This is a genomic window from Bacillus manliponensis, from assembly GCF_000712595.1.
Lineage (GTDB): Bacteria > Bacillota > Bacilli > Bacillales > Bacillaceae_G > Bacillus_A > Bacillus_A manliponensis.
On the sequence record NZ_JOTN01000007.1, the window covers coordinates 111048 to 129328 of the forward strand.

General features: G+C 36.8%; 19 protein-coding genes. 17 read left to right on the plus strand and 2 right to left on the minus strand.

Annotated elements, in window-relative coordinates; genetic code table 11:
* Positions 1-155: 155 nt before the first annotated feature.
* The 15 genes from BAMA_RS10390 to BAMA_RS10455 all read left to right on the plus strand — a co-directional run bounded on the left by BAMA_RS10390 (position 156) and on the right by BAMA_RS10455 (position 13882).
* Positions 156-2288, plus strand: a complete 2133-nt coding sequence (locus BAMA_RS10390; RefSeq protein WP_034638806.1) for an HD family phosphohydrolase — start codon at positions 156-158, stop codon at positions 2286-2288.
* Positions 2285-2755, plus strand: coding sequence for an rRNA maturation RNase YbeY (gene ybeY / locus BAMA_RS10395; RefSeq protein WP_034638807.1), 471 nt, complete (start codon positions 2285-2287; stop codon positions 2753-2755). Before BAMA_RS10390 ends, ybeY begins: the two co-directional genes overlap by 4 nt.
* The gene (locus tag BAMA_RS10400; protein ID WP_034638808.1) at positions 2752-3105 is read left to right on the plus strand and encodes a diacylglycerol kinase family protein; all 354 of its coding nucleotides are present in this window, start codon (positions 2752-2754) and stop codon (positions 3103-3105) included. Before ybeY ends, BAMA_RS10400 begins: the two co-directional genes overlap by 4 nt.
* Positions 3106-3161: 56 nt before the next feature.
* Positions 3162-3560: a cytidine deaminase gene (locus BAMA_RS10405; RefSeq protein WP_034638809.1), complete on the plus strand. Its 399-nt coding sequence runs from the start codon at positions 3162-3164 to the stop codon at positions 3558-3560.
* Positions 3553-4461 (plus strand): GTPase Era, encoded by a 909-nt coding sequence (gene era / locus BAMA_RS10410; RefSeq protein ID WP_034638810.1) that lies wholly within the window; start codon positions 3553-3555, stop codon positions 4459-4461. Before BAMA_RS10405 ends, era begins: the two co-directional genes overlap by 8 nt.
* A gap of 154 nt (positions 4462-4615) precedes the next feature.
* Positions 4616-4759 (plus strand): YqzL family protein, encoded by a 144-nt coding sequence (locus BAMA_RS23975; protein WP_084157961.1) that lies wholly within the window; start codon positions 4616-4618, stop codon positions 4757-4759.
* A 33-nt stretch (positions 4760-4792) separates the two neighbouring features.
* The gene (recO, locus tag BAMA_RS10415; protein WP_034638811.1) at positions 4793-5539 is read left to right on the plus strand and encodes a DNA repair protein RecO; all 747 of its coding nucleotides are present in this window, start codon (positions 4793-4795) and stop codon (positions 5537-5539) included.
* 401 nt (positions 5540-5940) lie between these two features.
* Entirely contained in the window at positions 5941-6573 is a 633-nt protein-coding gene (gene ccpN, locus BAMA_RS10420; RefSeq protein WP_200874675.1) for a transcriptional regulator CcpN, read from the plus strand.
* Between the two features lie 29 nt (positions 6574-6602).
* Entirely contained in the window at positions 6603-7415 is an 813-nt protein-coding gene (locus BAMA_RS10425; protein WP_034638813.1) for a pyruvate, water dikinase regulatory protein, read from the plus strand.
* 253 nt (positions 7416-7668) lie between these two features.
* Positions 7669-8127: a YaiI/YqxD family protein gene (locus BAMA_RS10430; RefSeq protein WP_034638815.1), complete on the plus strand. Its 459-nt coding sequence runs from the start codon at positions 7669-7671 to the stop codon at positions 8125-8127.
* A 39-nt stretch (positions 8128-8166) separates the two neighbouring features.
* A complete protein-coding gene (dnaG, locus tag BAMA_RS10435) occupies positions 8167-9963 on the plus strand; it encodes a DNA primase (protein WP_034638816.1) in 1797 nt (598 codons plus the stop codon).
* Positions 9964-10022: 59 nt separating this feature from the next.
* The gene (gene rpoD / locus BAMA_RS10440; RefSeq protein ID WP_034638817.1) at positions 10023-11144 is read left to right on the plus strand and encodes an RNA polymerase sigma factor RpoD; all 1122 of its coding nucleotides are present in this window, start codon (positions 10023-10025) and stop codon (positions 11142-11144) included.
* A gap of 423 nt (positions 11145-11567) precedes the next feature.
* Positions 11568-11924, plus strand: coding sequence for a cytochrome c550 (gene cccA / locus BAMA_RS10445; protein ID WP_034638818.1), 357 nt, complete (start codon positions 11568-11570; stop codon positions 11922-11924).
* 132 nt (positions 11925-12056) lie between these two features.
* Complete coding sequence (locus BAMA_RS10450) at positions 12057-12764, plus strand: tRNA (adenine(22)-N(1))-methyltransferase (RefSeq protein WP_034638954.1); 708 nt, start codon at positions 12057-12059, stop codon at positions 12762-12764.
* Positions 12761-13882 carry a Nif3-like dinuclear metal center hexameric protein gene (locus BAMA_RS10455; RefSeq protein WP_034638820.1) on the plus strand — a complete coding sequence of 374 codons (1122 nt, stop codon included), beginning with the start codon at positions 12761-12763 and terminating at the stop codon, positions 13880-13882. The genes BAMA_RS10450 and BAMA_RS10455 overlap by 4 nt, the downstream gene beginning before the upstream one ends.
* 37 nt (positions 13883-13919) lie before the next feature.
* On the opposite strand, the gene BAMA_RS10460 is transcribed toward BAMA_RS10455, so the two are convergent.
* Together BAMA_RS10460 and vrrA are read right to left on the minus strand one after the other, a co-directional pair.
* Entirely contained in the window at positions 13920-14864 is a 945-nt protein-coding gene (locus BAMA_RS10460) for a 4-hydroxy-3-methylbut-2-enyl diphosphate reductase (protein WP_034638822.1), read from the minus strand.
* Between the two features lie 91 nt (positions 14865-14955).
* Complete coding sequence (vrrA, locus tag BAMA_RS10465) at positions 14956-15642, minus strand: VrrA/YqfQ family protein (RefSeq protein ID WP_034638824.1); 687 nt, start codon at positions 15640-15642, stop codon at positions 14956-14958.
* 325 nt (positions 15643-15967) lie between these two features.
* Between vrrA and BAMA_RS10470 the strand changes: the two genes are divergently transcribed.
* Complete coding sequence (locus BAMA_RS10470) at positions 15968-17281, plus strand: DEAD/DEAH box helicase (protein WP_034638826.1); 1314 nt, start codon at positions 15968-15970, stop codon at positions 17279-17281.
* Between the two features lie 94 nt (positions 17282-17375).
* Positions 17376-18272 carry a deoxyribonuclease IV gene (locus BAMA_RS10475; RefSeq protein WP_034638956.1) on the plus strand — a complete coding sequence of 299 codons (897 nt, stop codon included), beginning with the start codon at positions 17376-17378 and terminating at the stop codon, positions 18270-18272.
* Positions 18273-18281 lie beyond the last annotated feature (9 nt).

Genomic DNA, 18281 nt, shown 5'->3' on the forward strand with positions numbered 1-18281 from the left:
TAATTGGAAAGGGTTGGCGAATACCTTTTTTTTTACTATCATAAAAGGTGGAAAGGTTTTGCATGGCGATTTTTATTCTTATATTCATTGCAATGTATGATGAGCGGGTAAACAAAGTTTCACCTTAAGTCTAGAGAGGAGAAGAGATTGGAATCATGTCAAGGTCTCAAGAAGTTGCTAAGTGGTTTCGTAGCACACAACATTCGAAAAAATTAAGCTGGATTTCTTATCTTTTATTAGGAGCAGTATTATTTTTTGCGTTGATGAACAATGTGAAACCGGAACAGTTAAATGTGAAAATGTTATCTATTTCGGATCAAACCATCCACTCTCCTATTAAAATTGAGGATAAAGTAACAACGGAAAAGAAAAAAAGAGAAGCCGCTCAAAAAGTGGAAGATCAGTATACATATCAAAGTGAGTGGAAACAAAATCGAATAGATGTCGTAAATTCAGTCTTTGATGCGATAGGTGAAGTGGATGCTGAAACAACTGAAGGAGAACATAAAGCATCTTCTGCTGAACGGTTAGAAAAATTAAAAAAGAAATTGCCAGGTGATTTGACGCGCAGTTTATCAGACGAGGTGCTATTGGAGTTTTTAAATGCAACGCCAGAGCAACTTGATATTGCCAAAAATTCAACTGTAACTGCTATTAATAATTTGATGAGTGAACATATTAAAATGAATGAGGAGCAAGAGGCAGAGGAAAGATTGGCTGAAGAACTTCGAAATGTAAATGTAAGCAATGGCTTGCGAGAAGCAATTATTGCACTTGGACAATATGCGATTGTTCCAAACTACTTTTATGACTCTAATGCTACGAAAGAGCGAAAACAATTGGCTCAAGATGCAGTTGCTCCTGTTTATATTTTACAAGGACAAATTCTTGTAAAAGAAGGAGATACCATTACAAGGGAAGTGTATGAACAATTAAAACTTGTTGGACTGTTAGAACAAAATAATACATTCCAGCCATTTTTTGGATTATCTATTGTGATTGGTGTGCTCTTATTCTTTATGCATAAACAATTCGTTCCGTTTTTAAAATTAAAAAGAGAAGAGAAGCCTTATGTTTTAGCCTATACAACGATTGTTGCGATTACAATTGTTTTAATGAAGGTTATTAGCCTGTTTCAAAAGTTAGAATACACAGGTATCGCGTATGTTGTACCCGTTGCGATGGGGACGATTCTCGTAAAGTTAATGATTGGAGATCGCTTCGTTTTCATCACAAGTGTTATTTTCTCTGTGTGTAGTAGTATTATGTTTAATGAAGGCGTAACAAGTACGCTCAATTATTCGATTGGGATTTATGTTTTATTAAGTGCTTTGTCGGTAAATGTCTTTTTAAAGGAAAAAAATCGCCGTACGATGATTTTGCAAGCTGGAATTCTTGTTTCAAGTTTAAATGTTGTCGTACTAACAGGGTTGTTGTTGCTTCGAAATGGTAATTTTTCATTGATGGAAATTGGGTTACACTTATTAATGGCAGCGGCGTCTGGTATTGTTTCATCTGTGTTGGCAATGGGTATTTTACCGTATTTAGAGAGTGGACTCGGCTTAGTTTCTAGTATGAAGTTAATGGAACTCTCTAGTCCGAATCACCCGTTGTTACGCAAAATCTTATTAGAAGCGCCAGGAACGTATCATCATAGTGTTATGGTTGCAAACTTATCTGAAGCTGCATGTGAAGCTGTAGGAGCTAATGGATTATTAGCAAGGGTTGGTGCATATTATCATGACATTGGGAAAACGGTTCAGCCGCATTTCTTTATTGAAAACCAAATGGGAATTCCAAACCCACACGATAAACTAGACCCTGAAACAAGTCGGGATATTATTATTGCTCATGTGACAGATGGCGTGAAAATGTTAGAAGAATATCATATGCCGCAGGAAATTGTTGATATTGCTGGACAGCATCATGGAACGACATTGTTAAAATATTTTTATTATAAAGCGATTAAAGAAGATAAAGATAAATATACGGAAGAGATGTTCCGTTATCCTGGTTCGAAGGCAACTTCAAAGGAATCAGCTATTGTTGGAATCGCTGATAGTGTAGAAGCTGCAGTTCGTTCAATGAACGCGCCAACGCCACAGCAGATTAATCATCTTGTTCAAAGTATTATAAAGGATCGTCTGCAAGATGAGCAGTTTAGTGAATGTAATTTAACGTTTAAGGAATTACAAATCGTTGGTAGAACATTATGTGAAACGTTAAATGGAATTTTTCATTCACGTATTACGTATCCGAAATTATCAGAAGAAAAGGTGAAAGAATGAGTTTAATTATTGATTTTATTGATGAAACAGAAGTTGTAGAGCAAGTTCATATGGATATGATGAGAAGTTTAATAGAGAGCGCGGCAAAAGCAGAAGGCGTAGAAGCGGGAGCTGAGCTTTCTATTACATTTGTTGATAATGACCGAATTAGAGAAATTAATCGTGAATATCGCGGTAAGGATCAACCAACGGATGTCATTTCGTTTGCCCTAGAAGATATGGGAGAAGGTGAAATGGAAATTGTCGGTACTGATATGCCGCGTATGTTAGGAGACTTAATTATCTCTATTCCAAGAACAAAAGAACAGGCAGAGGAATATGCACACTCTTTTGAGCGTGAACTTGGATTTTTAACAGTACATGGTTTCTTGCATCTACTTGGTTATGATCATATGACCGAAGAAGACGAACAAGTGATGTTTGGGAAGCAAAAAGAAATTTTAGATGCTTTCGGATTAGCGAGATGAAAAAAGGAAAACTTATAAATAGTTTTCGATGTGCGTTAGCGGGAATTCTTTTTGCTGTTCTTTATGAGCGGAATGTAAAAATTCACTTTGTAGCAGCACTTTTTGTTATTAGCGCAGGTTTTTATTTTCACATTACGACGGTGGAGTGGCTCATACTATTACTGACAATTGGAATTGTTATTAGCTTAGAGATGGTGAATACAGCAATTGAAAAAACGGTAGACTTAAGTACATCGGAGTTTCATCCTCTTGCTAAAGTTGCAAAGGATGTTGCAGCTGGAGTCGTATTATTCTTTTCTTGTATCGCTGTTATAATTGGTGCTATTATCTTCTTGCCTTATATGGTATAGTTGCATTCCAAAGATTATTATCTTTCTATATTGCGAGTGGAAAGGAAGCGGGAAATATGAACAGCAAAGAATTAATTCAAGAAGCAATTGAAGCGCGTAAACAAGCATATGTACCATACTCTAAGTTTGGGGTAGGTGCGGCGTTGTTAACGGAAGATGGAAAGTTATACCGTGGTTGTAATGTAGAGAATGCTTCATACGGTCTGTGCAACTGTGCAGAACGAACAGCTTTATTTAAAGCAATTTCTGAAGGTGACAAACAATTTGCAGCAATTGCTGTAGTAGCAGATACAAAGCGTCCTGTACCGCCATGTGGTGCATGTAGACAAGTGATGGTTGAACTTTGTCAACCTCATACGAAAGTATATTTATCAAACTTACAAGGTGACATGCAAGAAACGACAGTAGGAGAGCTGTTACCTGGAGCATTTTTAGCGGAGGATTTACATGAATAGAGAAGGTTTTAAATCAGGGTTCGTTTCTATTATTGGACGACCTAATGTTGGGAAATCAACGTTTTTAAATCGTATTATCGGTCAAAAGATTGCGATTATGAGTGATAAGCCGCAAACAACACGTAATAAAATTCAAGGTGTATATACAGAAAATGATGCGCAAGTTGTTTTTATTGATACGCCTGGTATACATAAACCGAAGCACAAACTTGGTGACTTTATGGTGAAAATGGCCCAAACAACGTTAAAAGAAGTTGATATTGTGTTGTTTATGGTGAATGCAGAAGAGGGTTTTGGACGTGGTGAAGAATTTATTATTGAAAAGTTGCAAGAGACGAAGCAACCTGTATTTTTAGTGATTAATAAAATTGATCAAATTCACCCAGACGAGCTATTAATGCTTATCGATAAATATCGTACATTATATAATTTTGCAGAGATTGTACCAATTTCCGCATTAGAGGGGAATAATATTGACTCTTTAATTGGTGCAATTAAAAAGTATTTACCAGAAGGGCCACAGTACTATCCAGAAAACCAAGTGACGGATCATCCTGAGCGTTTTATTATTGCTGAGCTAATTCGTGAAAAAGTGTTACATTTAACGCGCGAAGAAGTACCACACTCTGTTGCTGTCGTAATTGATGCGATTCAAAAGCGTGAAAACGGTGCGGTTTATGTAAATGCAACAGTTGTTGTAGAACGAGCTTCCCAAAAAGGGATTGTAATTGGAAAGCAAGGTAAGATGTTAAAAGAAGTTGGAAAAAGAGCACGTATGGATATTGAAGCGCTGCTAGGATCTAGAGTGTTTTTAGAAGTCTGGGTAAAAGTACAAAAGGATTGGCGCAATAAGATGTCTCAGCTACGCGATCTTGGTTTCCGTGAAGATGAGTACATGTAAGATTGACTTCTTACAGATAAGAATATAAAGCATCTGTTAAAAAGGTGAGAATTAGCAAAAAATTTCTCACATGAAAACGGGCAAAATGGGTCATTTTAATAACAACAAAAGAAATTGGATTACATGCTATGCTTATTGAGAAAGGTGGATTCTTATGTTAGATTTTACCTGGAAGTTTTTTTCTAAAACTGGAAGTGTTGAAACGTATTTACTTTTAAAAGAAATGGAAAAAGACATGCAAGATGAGATGGACCAACATGATGAAGAGCTAGCGCATCTAGACTCTCCAATTTCTTGACCCATTTTGTTCAAACCTTGGATGGTGACGAACATGTTTCAAAAAATTGAGGGAATTGTAATTCGGACAACAGATTATGGAGAAACAAATAAAATTGTAACGATATTCTCTCGGGAATTTGGTAAAGTGAGCGCAATGGCTAGAGGAGCAAAAAAGCCGAAAAGTAGGCTTTCATCTATTTCACAGTTATTAACTCACGGTCATTTTCTCATTCAAATGGGGTCTGGATTAGGAACATTGCAGCAGGGAGAGATTATTTCTTCTATGAAAGAAATTCGTGAAGATATATTTTTAACTGCATATGCGACATTTATTGTCGAATTAACTGATAAATCAACAGAAGATAAAAAGCATAATCCATATTTATTTGAAATGTTGAACCAGACATTGCATTATATGAGTGAAGGAACGGATCCTGAAGTGCTAGCATTAATTTATCAAACAAAAATGCTGCCGGTATTAGGTCTCCATCCATACTTTGATACATGTGCAATTTGTCGCCAAGAAACAGAATTTGTCGCCTTCTCTGTTCGAGAAGGCGGTTTTCTGTGTAAACAACATGCGCCACAAGACTCGCATGCTATTCCTGTTGGAGAAGCTGTTCACAAGTTACTTCGTTTATTTTATCACTTTGACTTAGGAAGGCTTGGGAATGTATCAGTAAAAGATGAAACAAAGAAGCAAATGAGTACGGTGTTAAACATGTATTATGATGAATATTGTGGAATATACTTAAAATCAAGGCGTTTTCTTAGCCAACTCGACAAATTTAAAATATAATGAGGACCTAAGTTGGTCCTTTTTACATACTGAGTGAAGTTGCACTTTATATAAATCTATTTTGCTTGTCGTGAAATTTGGTGAAGCAAAGAAGTATATATTTCCAACTTGACTGTTTACGACTAAAATAGCTGCCACGTATATAAGAATGGCAAACGTACTCACTTCATCCATTTGTTGTAATTCGGCGCCCGGTAGGAAAAGGCACTGACCGCTACTGCACATGGAGGAACCCACCCTTCTATCGAAAAGGAAGGGGAGAGTTTTTTAACTTGTATTTATATAGTAAGGTGTTTTTCTCGATTGGAAAAAGAAAAATGTATGACAGTTTTTCAATTTTCATGCATTTAGTATATAATATTTAAAAGATAGTATAACTTTTTTGTTGTGCAATAAAGGTGGTGATTCCGATAGAACTGAATAAACGTCAAGAACATATTATTCAAATCGTAAAAGATAATGGTCCAATTACAGGGGAAGCAATCGCAGATCAGTTAAATTTAACGAGAGCAACACTTCGTCCGGATTTAGCAATTTTAACGATGGCGGGTTATTTAGAAGCTCGTCCGCGTGTAGGATATTTTTATACAGGAAAAACTGGTGGTCAGTTATTATCAGAGGCTGTTAAAAAAATTAAAGTGCAAGATTATCAATCTAGGCCAGTTGTGATCGATAAAAATGTTTCTGTATATGATGCCATTTGTACGATGTTTTTAGAAGATATTGGCACGTTGTTTGTCGTAGAGGAAAATACGTTATTAGTTGGGGTTGTTTCTCGAAAAGATTTGTTAAGAGCGAGTTTAGGGAAGCAGGATTTAACGTCGTTACCAGTAAATATCATTATGACAAGGATGCCTAATATTACGATGTGCCGCAGAGAGGATCGTTTGTATGACGTTGCCATGAATTTAATAGAAAAGCAGATTGATGCTGTTCCTGTTGTGAAAGACACAAAGCAAGGATTAGAAGTTATTGGCCGAATTACAAAAACAAATATTACGCGTGCATTTGTAAATTTAGTGAACCATGAATGATTGTAATTTGTGCAAAGTGAGGTAGTGCAATGAATAATAAAATCGTATATGTCGTGTCCGATTCGGTTGGAGAAACGGCGGATTTAGTTGTTCGAGCAGCGATGGGACAGTTTCCATTTGCTCTCGATATTAGACGTGTTCCATATGTAGAAGATACGGGTACATTAAAGGAAGTAATTTCTATTGCGAAGAGTAATAATGGACTAATTTGTTTTACATTAGTAAAGCCTGAAATGCGTCGTTATTTGCTTGAAGAGTCCGCAAAAGAAGGTGTAGAGGCTTATGATATTATTGGTCCTCTTATTGATCAAATTGAAGAGATTACAGGACAAGTGCCAAGGTATGAGCCTGGTATTGTTCGTAAGTTAGATGAAGAATACTTTAAGAAGATTGAAGCAATTGAATTTGCGGTAAAATATGATGACGGCAGAGACGCACGTGGTATTTTAAAAGCAGATATTGTTTTAATCGGTGTATCACGTACATCAAAAACACCACTTTCACAATACTTAGCACATAATAAACGTTTGAAAGTAGCAAACGTACCGCTTGTACCAGAAGTGGATCCACCTGAAGAGCTATACCTTGTTCCAAAAGAAAAATGCTTTGGTCTGAAGATTACGCCAGAAAAGTTAAATCATATTCGTAAAGAGCGTTTAAAATCATTAGGATTAAGTGACGGAGCAAGTTATGCGAATATTAACCGTATTGAAGAGGAAATGAAACATTTTGAGCGCGTTGTAAGTAAAATTGATTGCCAAGTTATTGATGTATCAAATAAGGCGATTGAAGAAACGGCAAATATCATCGTCAATGCTGTGCAAAACCAGAAAATGTTTTAGCGCATTTACCAATGGTGAATGTGCTTTTTTAATGATATGAGAAAATTCTAAAGTGATGTAGCCAACCTTTAAAAAATATATTATAATAAAAAATTGTGATAAAACGTGTATTTTACGTTTAGACTTTAATTTTTCAGAATACAATAAGGATAGGGTTTACGGAAAAGGCATACTTTTACGTAAAATCGACAAAAATCTGAATAAGAAATGCACATTAAGAAGGATTCGCAGAAGGGATGTAGAATAGAGAAATATGCAAAACATCAGTAAGATTTTTGTTGATGCAGATGCATGTCCTGTGAAGGATGAAATTGTGCAAGTCGGCGCAAAATTTCATGTAGAGATTTTTTTTATCGCATCCTACGCTCACCAGTCAAGAAGACAGGAAGGGAATTGGATATACGTAGATTCTGAACAAGATGAAGTAGATTTTTATATCTACAAGGAAGCGAAAAAAGCAGATCTCGTTATCACGCAGGATATGGGCCTTGCTGGGCTTCTCGTACAAAAAGGGGTATATGTCCTTACTCCACGCGGTACGACGGTGACAGAAGATCGTATGGATACAATTTTATATAATCGGTATGTATCTGCGAAATTACGCAGGCAAGGGACATTTACGAAAGGTCCCAAAGCGTTTTCTAAGCAAGATAGACAATATTTTTTGTCAAATTTAGAAAAAATATTGTCGAATAATAAAGGAATCTTTTAATTTGTATCGAATACAAAACACGACACGGAGATGGAATGAATGGGGAACAGAATTCCTGAGGCAGTTGTAGAACAAATTCGCACATCATCTGATATTGTAGAAGTGATTGGCGAGTATGTTCAACTTAAAAAGCAAGGGCGAAATTATTTTGGTCTTTGCCCGTTTCATGGTGAAAATTCACCGTCATTTTCTGTTTCCTCAGATAAGCAAATTTTTCATTGCTTCGGATGTGGAGAGGGAGGAAACGTATTTTCTTTCCTTATGAAGATGGATGGGCTTTCTTTTACAGAAGCGGTCCAAAAACTTGGTGAGAGAAACGGTATTCAAGTTGCTGACTATGCGCCGGTACAAGAACAAAAAGAGGACATATCTGATGATAGTGTCATTATGTTACAAGCTCATGAGCTACTGAAAAAATACTATCACCATCTTTTAGTAAATACAGAAGAAGGAAAAGAGGCACTTTCCTATTTACTAAATCGAGGTATTACAGAAGAAATGATTGCAAAATTTGAGATTGGTTATGCAACACCATTCTGGGATGCAGCAGCGAAAATTTTGCAAAAACGAGGTTTTTCATTATCGGTTATGGAACAAGCAGGCTTGCTTATTCGTAGCGAAAAAGATGGTAGTTACCACGATCGTTTCCGCGGACGGATTATGTTTCCGATTCATACTTTACAAGGAAAAGTAGCTGCATTTAGTGGGCGGGCATTAGGAGACGATACTCCGAAATATTTAAATAGCCCCGAAACGATGATTTTCCAAAAAAGTAAAATATTGTATAACTTTCATGAGGCACGAGCGTTTATCCGAAAAAAAGGACGGGTTGTTCTTTTCGAAGGATATGCGGATGTATTAGCAGCTGTAAAAAGTGGTATTGGAGAGTCCATTGCAACAATGGGGACTGCTCTAACCGAAAATCAGGCAAAACTTCTGCGGCGTAATGTTGAAACTGTTGTTCTTTGCTATGATGGTGATAAAGCTGGACAAGAAGCAACGATGAAAGCGGGACAACTGTTACGGAAAGTCGGTTGTGAAGTTAAAGTGGTTGCAATGCCCGATAAGCTGGATCCCGATGATTACGTGCAACAACATGGAACAGTGGCTTTTGAAAGGCTCGTCAATGCAAGCATCAGTTTTATAGGATTTAAAATAAATTACCTTCGTTTAGGGAAAAATTTGCAAGATGAGTCGAGCAAAGAAGTTTACGTCAAAAGTGTTTTGAAAGAGTTGGCGTTATTGCAAGATGCGATGCAGGCTGAATCGTATTTGAAATCACTATCACAAGAGTTTGCTTACTCAATGGAAACACTTTTAAAGCAATTGCACCAATATCGCAAAGAACAAAAGATACAGCAAAAACAAACGAAACAAATTTCACAGCCTTCTCAATTTGTTCATGCTAAGCCAAAATTTTCTGGATTTGAAAGAGCGGAAAGAGAGCTCATTTATCATATGTTGCAAAGTACAGACGTTGCTTCACGTATAGAGTCACATATAGAAGATTTTCATACAGAAGAACATAAAGGGATTTTATATGAGTTATACGCATATTATGAAAAGGGAAATGAACCTTCAGTCGGAAACTTTTTAAGTTGGCTCACTGATGAAAGTTTGAAAAGTATTGTAACGAACATTTCAACTGATGAAATGATTAATCCGGAGTATACGGAAGAATTACTTCAAGGTAACCTTGAAGCATTGCAGCGTCATAAGCAAAAGTTAAAACATATGGAAAATATGTTTATGCTAAAGCAAGTGGAGAAAGAAGATCATGTAGCAGCTGCAAGGCTAATTCAAGAAGCTTTACAAAAACGAAAAGCAAGAAAATAGCTTTTTGGATAAAAATTTATTATAATGATTGTTTGTATCTCGCATTAGGAGGGGAACAAATGGCTGAAAAACCAGCTCGTTCTAAACAAATTGAAACTGAAATGACTCTTGAGCAAGTAAAGGAACAACTTACTGAGCTCGGAAAAAAACGTGGCGTTCTTACATATGAAGAGATTGCAGAACGCATGAATGGATTCGATATCGAATCCGACCAAATGGATGAATACTATGAATATTTAGGTGAACAAGGAATCGATTTAGTAGGTGACAGCGATGAAGATCCAAATACTCATCAGCTAACAAAGACTGAAGAAGAATTCGACTTAAATGATTTAAGTGTACCACCAGGTGTGAAAATTAACGATCCTGTTCGTATGTATTTAAAAGAAATTGGACGCGTTGATTTATTATCTGCCGAAGAAGAAATTCGTCTTGCAACGCGTATTGAAGAAGGCGACGAAGAAGCGAAACGCCGTCTTGCTGAAGCAAACTTACGTCTTGTAGTAAGTATTGCAAAACGCTATGTTGGTCGCGGTATGTTATTCTTAGACTTAATCCAAGAAGGAAACATGGGTCTAATTAAAGCTGTTGAAAAATTTGATTACCGAAAAGGCTTTAAATTTAGTACGTATGCAACGTGGTGGATTCGTCAAGCGATTACACGTGCAATTGCTGACCAAGCAAGAACGATTCGTATTCCAGTTCATATGGTTGAAACGATTAACAAACTAATTCGTGTACAACGTCAATTATTACAAGACTTAGGTCGCGAGCCATCTCCAGAAGAAATCGGTGAAGAAATGGATCTTGCTCCTGAAAAAGTGCGTGAAATCTTAAAAATTGCACAAGAGCCAGTTTCTTTAGAAACACCAATTGGTGAAGAAGATGATTCACATTTAGGCGACTTCATTGAAGACCAAGAAGCTACATCTCCGGCAGATCATGCAGCATATGAACTGTTAAAAGAGCAGTTAGAAGATGTATTAGACACGCTAACAGATCGTGAAGAAAATGTACTTCGTCTTCGTTTTGGTTTAGATGATGGACGAACTCGTACGCTTGAAGAAGTTGGGAAAGTATTCGGCGTAACGAGAGAGCGTATTCGTCAAATTGAAGCAAAAGCGCTTCGTAAATTAAGACACCCAAGCCGCAGCAAGCGTCTGAAAGATTTCTTAGAATAGACTGTTCTTTAAAGTTTACTTCATATTTATGAAGTAAACTTTTTTTGTTATCTTTTGTTAAAAAATAGCTGTTTGTAGCGGTTACAATTCTTGTAATTTATTTTACAGAATTGTCTTTTGATTTGCAAATGCTCATTTTTGGATTTTTCGATTAATTTCGTTTATTCTTTACAATAATATATGAATAATATAACTATTTATGTTGGGAAAAGAAGAGATTTAGCAAAAAAATGAGAACTTCAATAAGGAATGATTGCCTATTTTCATAATAAAAAATCTTGAGAAATAAAAACTGATAAATCTTATTAATAGAATGTTTTTTCAATTCTTTCAGTTTTGTCTTTTCTGGTAGGTTGTTTTCAAGTACAATATAAATGACTGAATCATCAAACTATTGAGGGACATAGAGGGGGAAAGAGAAAAATGAAACGCAATCCATTAATTCCATTTGCTCTTATTGCTGTAATCGGTATCGCTTGTATGTTCATATTTTCATTTGAAGGGCTTTATAAATCGAAAGAACTAGCTGAGACAGAGAAAAATGGGGGGAAATCAGCGCAAGCAGCAACGCCTGAGGAAATTGTACAACAAAGTTGTATAAGCTGTCATGGTGACCAATTACAAGGAGCGACAGGACCGAACTTACAAAAAATCGGTAGCAAGCTTTCTAAAGAAGAAATCCAAGATATTCTTATTAACGGAAAAGGGAGTATGCCTCCTGGTTTAGTACCAGCTGAACAAGCGTCGAAAGTTGCTGATTGGTTGGCGAAGAAAAAATAACGTATACATAAATGCCCTTTGGAGAACCAAAGGGTTTTTTCTTTTATAAAAAATTGCTTTGAGCCTTGCAACTACTACTGTAAATTCATTATCATGAAGGAAGACTGAAAAGTGAAGGAGCAATTAAAGAGAATGAATGAAGTAAAGTTATCAAAACGGTTAGAAGAGGTAGTTCTTGAAGTGCCAGTTGGTGCTACAGTTGCAGATATTGGATCTGATCATGCGTATTTACCTTGTTACGCAATTTTACAAGGCATTGCATCAAAGGCGGTAGCAGGAGAAGTTGTAGAAGGTCCATTTTGCTCAGCGCAAGCTACAGTTGCACAATGTGGTTTAAAAGACAAAATTGATGTACGTAAAGGGAGTGGCCTAGCTGTTATCTCACCAGGAGAAGTAGATGCCATTACAATTGCTGGGATGGGCGGAGCTTTAATTCGCGATATTTTAGAAGACGGCAAAGAAAAGTTAGAAGGTGTTACGCGTTTAATTTTACAACCTAACATCGCAGCTCACCATATCCGTGAATGGTTTATTGAAAATGGTTGGGAATTAATAAAAGAGAAAATCGTAAAAGAAGACGGAAAGATTTATGAAATATTAGTTGGAGAACGAGGAGATACACTTCGTCCTTATAATATACAAAAAGAAGAAGCGCTTTTAATGGGTCCATTTTTAATGAAAGGAAAAAGCGAAGTGTTTGCTGAGAAGTGGACGAATGAAGTGAAGAACTTTAAAAATATTTTAGCGCAATTAGAACGTGCGACAGAAACAGAAGAAACAAAAGTGAAAAGAGAAGAAATATTGCATAAAATTCGCATGGTAGAGGAGGTTTTAGCGTGAGTAAAATTCCAAATGGGCATGAAATTATTACTTTATTTGAAAGTATGTATCCGAAGCATTTAGCAATGGAAGGTGATAAAGTCGGTTTGCAGATCGGTGCATTAAACAAATCGGTTGAAAACGTATTAATTGCTTTGGATGTGACAGAAGAAGTAGTAGATGAAGCAATTGAAAAAGGTGCAAAGTTAATTATTGCTCACCACCCACTTATTTTCCGTCCTTTAAAGGCGATTCAAACAGATCAAGCGTACGGCAGAATTATTGAGAAGTGTATAAAACAAGATATTGCAATTTATGCAGCTCATACGAATGTAGATATTGCTAAAGGCGGTGTAAATGATTTACTCGCAGAGGCATTAGAGCTAGAAAAAACAGAAGTATTAGTGCCGACGTATGCAGAAGAAATGAAAAAATTAGTTGTGTTTGTTCCAGCTGCACATGCTGATGCTGTAAGAGCAGCGATTGGAAATTCAGGAGCAGGTCATATCGGCAATTATAGCCATTGTACGTTTAATAGCGAAGGCACAGGTACATTCAGACCTGAAGATGGGACAAACCCGTATATCGGGCAAGTAGGACAGTTAGAAAGTGTTCAAGAAGTACGTATAGAAACAATTATTCCTGCTTCACTGCAACGTAAAGTAATAAAAGCAATGGTGGCTGCTCATCCGTATGAAGAAGTGGCTTACGATGTTTATCCGCTTGAGAATAAGGGAGAAACATTAGGACTTGGAAAAATTGGTTATTTAAAAAATGAAATGACGTTAGAACAATTTGCAGAGCATGTAAAAGTGTCGCTTGATGTAAAAGGTGTGCGTGTTGTTGGTGCATTACATGATACAGTAAAAAAGGTAGCCGTCCTTGGTGGGGACGGAAATAAATATATAAATCAAGCGAAATTTAAAGGAGCAGACGTGTACGTGACAGGTGATATGTACTATCATGTTGCACATGATGCAATGATGCTTGGATTAAATATTGTAGACCCAGGTCACAATGTAGAAAAAGTGATGAAACAAGGTGTGCAAAAACAATTGCAGCAAAAAGTAGATGAGAAGAAATTAGCCGTAAATATTCATGCTTCTATTCTCCATACAGATCCATTTACGTTTATGTAAAAAAATCCGTTACTTCAATTTGAAGTAACGGATTTTTTTATTTCTTTTGTTTTACACGTGGTAAAATCTTTTGAAGTGGAACCTTTCGTTTACGCTCCCAAGTAGCGGGACTCATTGGATCATATTGCTCAAAGAAAGCAATTACTTCTTTTGTAATTGGTGTTGGAGTTGAAGCGCCTGCTGTAATTGCAACTGTTTCAACGCCTTGTAGCCATTCTAACTGAATTTCACTTACGTCCGCAATTCGGTACGCTGTTGTACTTGCGATTTCTTGTGATACTTGTGCTAAGCGGTTAGAGTTATTACTTTTTGGATCGCCAACAACAATTGTTAAGTCAGCTACGCCTGCTTGTTTAGCAACAGCTTCTTGACGAACTTGTGTTGCTAAGCAAATCTCTTTATGGAATTCAGCTGTTGGGAATTTCTCTTGAATTTTTTCCATAATAAGCTGTACATCCCATTGGCTCATTGTTGTTTGGTTTGTTACTAAAATTTTATCTGTTGGAATTTCAAGTGTGTCTAGGTCTTCTGCTTTTTCGATGAGATGAACAATCTCCGGAGCAATACCAACAGCACCTTCAGGTTCAGGATGTCCCTTTTTTCCGATATAGATAATATGGTAGCCTTCTTCTTTTTTCTCAGCAATTAAATCGTGTGTTTTTGTTACATCTGGGCATGTCGCATCAATGGTTGTTAAACCCTTCTCTTTTGCACGTTTCTTTACTTCTGGAGATACACCGTGTGCTGTAAAGATAACAGTACCAGAATCAATTTGTTCTAAAATTTCTAAGCGGTTTGGACCATCTAACGTAATGATGCCATCTTCTTCAAATGCATCTGTAACGTGTTTGTTATGCACAATCATACCTAAAATGTAGATTGGTCTTGGTAATGTTTTATCAAGCGCTGCATTGCGCGCGATAACCATCGCATCGACAACTCCGTAGCAGTAGCCGCGAGGGGAAATTTTAACAATCTTCATGAAATCAATCCTCTCCTTTATTCAAGGAATCGTTTTGTAAAGTAAACCTTTTACCATTATAAAGGAGGAGAGGACAGATGACAAAGAAATGTTATACGTATAATTTTGGCTTTGATGTAGGAATAGGAGCTACAATGGGTTCTTCTTTTACCTCTATTTCTGTGACAGGTGTCTTCTTTCTTTTCCTCTTCTTAGTCGGAGCCTTAGGAGAAGGAGCTACAGAAGTTTTTTCTTTTTTAGGCTCTTCTGTCACATCTTGCTTCGTTTCCGTAGCTTCTTCTGCCGAATCATTGCTCGACGTGAAAATTTTCATTAAGCTTGGAATGCTACGAACGAGAGGTGTATATTGCTCGACAACTGGACCAACGGATTGGGCAACTTGAACAACTTTTTCGACGTTGTTTAACATGCCGGTTGGATTTGAAATTAAATTTGAGAAAAAGGTACCAATCCCGCTCGAAGTGCCTTCTGCACTTCCCCTTGTTTCGTTGTGATTTATCATTTTAGTCTCGGATCTCATCATTTGAGGTTGTTGCATCATTTGTTGACCACCTAAATATTGTGGCTGTTGTTGATATGGCATGTAAGGGTGTTGACTAAGCTGTCTATAAGGTGGCATCATTTGCATAAATGGTGCTGCGGGGTCATGTTTTTTAAATAATTTTGCTAATAAACCTTTCTTTTTTGGAACAAATGGTGGCATGCTATAATTAGGGTAGGGCATATAACGCGGTTGTTGCTGCATGTGCATTGGCTGTATAGGAGAGTTCTGATACATAAGAGAAATCCTCCTTTCTCAGATTAGGTATATACACTACAGTATGCAATTGTAAGGGAGAAGGTTAGTTATTATACATAAAGTCCACTTTCGTTGTTAGTTGAAAAAACTTATACAACTTATGTAAAATGAGACTGGTCTTTTTCTTCTTTCTTTGTGTTTTGTATGACTATGATAATGTATGGATGAAAGCTCTACCAGTCGTAAAAAGAGTGCTTTTCCGTTGTAAACAAAAACTAAAGATAGATTTTACGCCAGGATTTCGATATAATGTTAACTTGACTGATTTGTGACCGCAGTAGAAATAAGAAAGAAGGTGTAACATATGACAGAACAAACATTTACACAATATGATTTTAAACCATTTTTAATAGATGCGATTCGTGAATTACGTTTTTCAGAGCCTACGGAAATTCAACAAAAGATTTTCCCAGTTGTAAAAAAGGGAGTTAGTGTTATTGGACAATCTCAAACAGGTTCGGGTAAGACGCATGCGTATTTAATTCCAACTTTAAACCGAATTGATGCGAGTAAAGAAGAAGTGCAGCTTGTCATTACAGCTCCAACTCGTGAGTTAGCGCAGCAAATTCACCAAGAGGTCGTGAAATTAACAAAGTTTTGTGAAGAAGATCGTATGATCACAGCTCGTTGCTTTATTGGAGGAACAGATAAACAACGTTCGATTGAGAAGTTAAAAACACAACCTCACGTCGTTGTAGGGACGCCAGGTCGTATTAAAGATTTAGTGGAAGAGCAAGCTTTATTTGTGCATAAGGCTTCTGCTATTGTTGTTGATGAAGCGGACTTAATGCTAGATATGGGGTTCATTCATGATGTAGATAAAATTGCGGCTCGTATGCCAAAAAATTTACAAATGCTTGTATTCTCAGCTACGATTCCACAAAAGTTAAAGCCATTCATGAAGAAATATATGGAAAATCCAGAACATATTCATATCAATCCAAAACAAGTTACAGCTGTGAATTTAGAGCACTATTTAATTCCAGCAAAACATCGCAATAAAATTGCGTTAGTGAAAGATATGTTACTTCAATATCAGCCATATTTAGCAATCGTCTTCACAAATACAAAGAAAATGGCTGATGAAGTAGCAGATGGTTTAGCAGAGCGTGGTTTAAAGGTTGGTCGTATTCACGGAGACTTATCGCCGCGTGAGCGTAAAAAAATGATGAAGCAAATTCGTGATTTAGAATTCCAATACATTGTAGCAACTGACTTAGCAGCACGTGGAATTGATATTGAAGGGATCAGTCACGTAATTAACTACGAACTTCCGTCTGATTTAGACTTCTTTACTCACCGTGTAGGCCGAACAGCTCGTGCCGGCTATTCTGGTATTGCAGCAACACTATATCATCCAGCAGATGAAGAAGCTTTAGATCGTTTAGAGAAGCAACGTAACATTGAGTTCCATCACGTAGATTTAAAAGGAGATGAGTGGGTAGATTTAGGACCACGTCATCGTCGTAAAAATCGTAAAAAGCAAGGTAACGCGGAACTTGAGGTTATGGCAACAAAAGTTGTGAAAAAGCCGAAAAAAGTGAAACCGGGTTATAAGAAAAAGCTAGAAGCACAGCGTGAAAAAGTGAAGAAAAAGTATAGTGGTAAAAAGAGATAAGGGATTTCCTTATCTTTTTTCTTTTGGAGCACTTTGCTTCACATTTCTACAAATTATGCTATTATTATACCTATTGCATGAAGAAGAGGTGGTTATATTGAAAATTGGATCTCACGTTTCAATGAGTGGAAAGAAAATGTTATTAGCAGCAAGTGAAGAGGCTGTTTCTTACGGTGCAACAACATTTATGATTTACACAGGAGCACCGCAAAATACGAGAAGAAAACCAATTGAAGATTTAAATATAGAAGCTGGTCGTAAACATATGGAGCAAAATGGGATTGAAGAAATCATTGTACATGCTCCTTACATTATTAACATTGCGAACACAATTAAACCAGAAACGTTTCAGTTAGGTGTAGATTTCCTTCGCATGGAAATTGAAAGAACAGAAGCGTTAGGTGCAGCAACGCAAATCGTCCTTCATCCAGGAGCGCATGTTGGTGCAGGAGCTGATGCAGGAATTAAAAAGATTATTGAAGGTTTAAATGAAGTGTTAACACCAGAGCAGCGCGTTCATATTGCATTAGAAACAATGGCCGGAAAAGGAACGGAATGTGGCCGTAGTTTTGACGAAATTGCGAAAATTATTGACGGAGTTAAGCTTAATGAAAAGTTGTCCGTTTGCTTTGATACGTGTCATACACATGATGCGGGCTATGATATTGTAAATGACTTTGATGGCGTATTAAACGAATTCGATAAAATTGTTGGGATTGACCGTCTACAAGTGTTGCATATTAATGATAGTAAAAATGTACGTGGAGCAGGGAAAGACCGCCATGAAAATATTGGATTTGGTCATATTGGATATAAAGCGTTATATCATATTGTCCATCACCCACAATTACAGCATGTGCCGAAAATTTTAGAAACGCCGTATGTAGGTGAAGATAAAAACGACAAAAAAGCACCATATAAATTCGAAATTGAAATGTTCAAGAACGGTACGTTTGATGAAGGTATTTTAGAGAAGATAAAAGCACAGTAAGGAGGGGGA